The 3,620-nt window shown below is 45.1% G+C and carries 7 protein-coding genes; 5 read left to right on the top strand and 2 right to left on the bottom strand.

From position 1 onward, the window contains the following. The 4 genes from QXE01_12140 to sdhB form a co-directional block, all read left to right on the top strand. On the top strand, positions 1 to 138 hold a 138-nt coding region (locus QXE01_12140; GenBank protein MEM4971989.1), incomplete at its 5' end, for a hypothetical protein. A 10-nt stretch (positions 139 to 148) separates the two neighbouring features. Continuing rightward, positions 149 to 541, top strand: a complete 393-nt coding sequence (locus QXE01_12135) for a hypothetical protein (GenBank protein MEM4971988.1) — start codon at positions 149 to 151, stop codon at positions 539 to 541. Next, positions 534 to 743, top strand: a complete 210-nt coding sequence (locus QXE01_12130) for a hypothetical protein (GenBank protein ID MEM4971987.1) — start codon at positions 534 to 536, stop codon at positions 741 to 743. Before QXE01_12135 ends, QXE01_12130 begins: the two co-directional genes overlap by 8 nt. 2 nt (positions 744 to 745) lie before the next feature. Further along, complete coding sequence (gene sdhB, locus QXE01_12125; GenBank protein ID MEM4971986.1) at positions 746 to 1,504, top strand: succinate dehydrogenase iron-sulfur subunit; 759 nt, start codon at positions 746 to 748, stop codon at positions 1,502 to 1,504. Between the two features lie 173 nt (positions 1,505 to 1,677). On the opposite strand, the gene QXE01_12120 is transcribed toward sdhB, so the two are convergent. Next, positions 1,678 to 2,259, bottom strand: a complete 582-nt coding sequence (locus tag QXE01_12120; protein MEM4971985.1) for a hypothetical protein — start codon at positions 2,257 to 2,259, stop codon at positions 1,678 to 1,680. A 14-nt stretch (positions 2,260 to 2,273) separates the two neighbouring features. After that, positions 2,274 to 2,762, bottom strand: coding sequence for a TOBE domain-containing protein (locus tag QXE01_12115; GenBank protein ID MEM4971984.1), 489 nt, complete (start codon positions 2,760 to 2,762; stop codon positions 2,274 to 2,276). Between the two features lie 49 nt (positions 2,763 to 2,811). Between QXE01_12115 and gatD the strand changes: the two genes are divergently transcribed. After that, positions 2,812 to 3,620 (top strand): Glu-tRNA(Gln) amidotransferase subunit GatD (gene gatD / locus QXE01_12110; GenBank protein ID MEM4971983.1); only part of this gene is annotated, 809 nt, incomplete at its 3' end.

Below are 3,620 nucleotides of genomic sequence, written 5' to 3'. Positions count from 1 at the left end.
AGGCTTGACTATCCCAAGAGGGATGATGTGAACTGGCTTAAACACACATTGGTATTCTATAGAAGGGGGGAGCCCCCATATATTAGCTATGCACCTGTTAGGATAACTAGGTGGGCTCCTGAGGAGAGGAAGTACTGAGGTGATCTATGTGACTGTGAATAGACAGGATCTGAGGAGATATGATCTAGAGGCCTGGATCCATGTTCATTTCTATAAAATAGCATCTATATACTCAATCATAGAGGCACTCGCAATACTAGCCTATATATTAGCACAAACACAGATCACAGAGACCATATTCAGGGTCTCAACACTTATATACTGGGTATTGCTAACACCATCCTTCTACGAGCTTTCAAAGGGCTTTCTCATGATATATAGCAGGGGAGCTACTTACAGCCATATAGCGGAGAATATAAGGGAGAGGCTTGTTAAGAGATACAGCTCTAGAGCCATGGTTGCCAGGCTAGCCCTATATGTTGCGATGATAATCTGGGTTATAGGCCCTATAGCGTTTATCATGGGGTGGTTCTATGGCTAGGGCTAGCAGGGTCATGCTATTCCACTATCTAGGCTACTTCGGATCTATGGTTCTTGTGTGGCTAGTCATGGTGGCAACGCTCCTCCCACAACCAGCTGGGATCCTTGTAAAGCCCTTAGAGATACTCCTCCTCATAGCATCTTTATTATTCGGTGTCTTCGGGATCCTATATGTTATAAGGGGAGGCCATAGGGGTGGTTAGATATGCAGGGGGGAAAGGGTCTTAAAAGCGTTGTTATAGCTGTGAAGAGATACGATCCTGAGAAGGGGTTCTATGTGAGAGAGTATAAGGTGGAGGTTGATAGATACGCCACGGTTCTAGATGCGCTTCTAAAGATAGTGGAGACCCAGGATCCAACCCTAGCTCTTAGATATAGCTGTAGAATGGGTATATGCGGCTCATGTGGAATGGTTATAAACGGTGTTCCAAGGCTTGCATGTGAGACCAACATAACAAGGCTTGGAAGTGAGAGGATATCTGTTGAGCCTATGTATAACTTCAAAATACTGAGAGACCTTGCAACCGATATGTCGGACTTCTTCAAGAAGCATAGATATGTGAAGCCATATCTAATCAGGAAGGATGAGGAGGAGCAGTTCAGAGCAGAGAAGGAGTATATGCAGACCCCAGAACAGCTAGAGGAATTCATACCATTCGCATACTGCATAAAATGTGGCCTATGCGTAGCAGCATGCCCAGTAGTTGCTGAGAAACCATGGTTCCTAGGCCCCCAAGCACTGGCTCAAGCATATAGATGGTACGCAGACTCAAGGGATGAGGGCGGGGTCTCAAGGCTTGAGCATGTAGACACATTCGAGGGTGTTTGGTCATGTGAATTCGCAGGATCCTGTAGCCGTGTATGCCCCAAAGGAGTTGATCCTGCATATGCGATCCAAATGCTTAAGATGGAGATCTTCAGGAGAACCCTCCTCAGAGGTGGAGGAGGTGGAAAACAGAGTTGATCCCCTAGCCACGCCCCAGATCTTTTTATCCTTCTCCGAAAATCGATCTGTGATCATTCCGCGAATATAATGTATAATGGATTAGCTCTTAACAAATCTTTACAATAGAATTGGCTATATTCTTCTCTCCATAGGTTCACAGGCTCTTATATCTCGGATAGATATGTGATGCTCTAGCTCTTTAGCAAGGGTTTAAGCAGATATAGCGTTCCATCGGAAGCCCTTATCTCTTCAACACATCTTCTCTCCATATAGTAGCAATATGCTACTATGGAGGCTATTATAGCGTCTCTTATATCTTTCCCCCAGCTTCTACCAATGATCTCTGGTGCCGCTTTTATACCATAGATATTCAGCAGATCTTCGAGGCTATCTAGGCCTGAGCTCTTGAGAGCGCTCCTTGGATGTGTCTCTATAACCTCTACACCTATGTTTGTCAGCTCTAAATAGATCTTCCATGCTCTTTGGGTAAGCATCCTCATCCCACCAAGGCTTGGTGGTAATACCCTATATCCCCTTTTAATAGCTATTCTATCTAGCTCCCTCATTCTAGCCTCTCTAGCTATTGGGGCGTCTATAGCTACTACAGATACTCTGTTAGCTATTGCTGATATTATATCCTCGTCTCTATAGAGGCATATAGCCCTAGCTATGGATCTAGATTCTATATCTATTTCTGAGTAGCCGCTGCATCTCCTATAACTCCCCGATAGATCTAGCCCAGCTACTATCTTCACAGATCTATGTGTTGTCATTTCATATAGACACTCTACTTGATTATAGCTATATTTGAAGCTTTTATAACTAGATTAACTAGATCCCCTATCTTCAGCCCCAGCTCCTCCAAGGCTTCACCTGTTATCAATGCCTTTACCGTTGATGGTGCTGTCTCCACAGTTACTATTGCTGACATGCCCTCCCTCTCTATCGAGATAACCCTCGCAGGGATCTTATTTCTGAAGCTCATCCCCTCTATCTTGGTGCTTAGATATATATCGAGGATCTCCTCGCCCAGCCTGGTTAGACGTACTCTAGCCCCTCTACCCCTTCTAGTCTCTATAAGCTTCTCCCCCAGCTCTTTCTCGAGCTTCCTAATGGTGATTAGAACACCTCTATATGATATACCTAGCTCCTCTGATGCAGCCTTTAACGTTCCTTTCATCTTGACTATCCTTAGTATCTCTATCGCCTTAGATCCTATCTCAACCTCTCTATCCCCAACCCTTATTGAGAAGCTCTTTGGCTTGATTGCCAGCATCTATCCTCATTATAATATAGGCTTGGCGTTAATAATATGTGGGAATAGCATGGGGATCCCTGAGGATCTTGGGTTAGAGGTTGGCGATCTTGTTAGGGTTAGGAAGGGCGATATAGTGTATGAGGGTATTGTGATGCCTAAGCACTCATACTCAGCCCCAGATATACTTGTGATCAAGCTTGGCAGCGGCTACAACATTGGTGTTAGAATCGATAGCAACACCTATATAGAGGTTATAAGCAGGAGAAAGCCTGTGGATCAGAGGCAGAGGATGGGATCCCAAGCGTTAAAGAGCCCTGGATCCTCTGTGAAGGTCATAGGAACAGGGGGTACGATAGCGTCTAAGGTTGAATACGATACAGGTGCTGTTAGACCTGCTATGACGCCTGAGGAGCTTCTAGAGATTATACCTGAGGCGGGTGAGGTTGCATCTATAGATGTTGAGATTATAATGAGCATATTGTCAGAGAATATGGAGCCTGAGTATTGGGAGAGGATTGCCGATGCAGTATATAGATCTATGGTTAGCGGCTATGATGGAATAGTGGTTACACATGGCACAGATACTATGGGGTATACGGCATCTGCGATAGCCTTTGCTATACAGGATATGAGAACCCCAGTTGTTTTCGTAGGCTCTCAGAGGAGTAGTGATAGGCCTAGCACAGATGCTGCGCTAAACTTCATAGGGGCTTTAATAGCGGCATCTAAAGCACCCTTCGCCGAGTCAGTTGTTGCTATGCATATGAGCACCTCCGATACGGAGATAGCTATCCATAGGGGGACTAGGGTTAGGAAGATGCATACATCTAGGAGAGATGCCTTCCAATCTATAAATGCTAGGCCAATAGCAGCTGT

Source organism: Sulfolobales archaeon, from assembly GCA_038897115.1.
Lineage (GTDB): Archaea > Thermoproteota > Thermoprotei_A > Sulfolobales > AG1 > AG1.
Note: the sequence above shows the minus strand (reverse complement) of the source record. Positions and strands in the feature narration are given on the sequence as shown.

Coding starts and splice junctions, on each gene's coding strand:
- QXE01_12130 (MEM4971987.1), top strand. CDS start 534: ATGGCTAGGGCTAGCAGGGTCATGCTATTCCACTATCTAGGCTACTTC.
- QXE01_12115 (MEM4971984.1), bottom strand. CDS start 2,762: ATGCTGGCAATCAAGCCAAAGAGCTTCTCAATAAGGGTTGGGGATAGA.
- sdhB (MEM4971986.1), top strand. CDS start 746: ATGCAGGGGGGAAAGGGTCTTAAAAGCGTTGTTATAGCTGTGAAGAGA.
- QXE01_12120 (MEM4971985.1), bottom strand. CDS start 2,259: ATGACAACACATAGATCTGTGAAGATAGTAGCTGGGCTAGATCTATCG.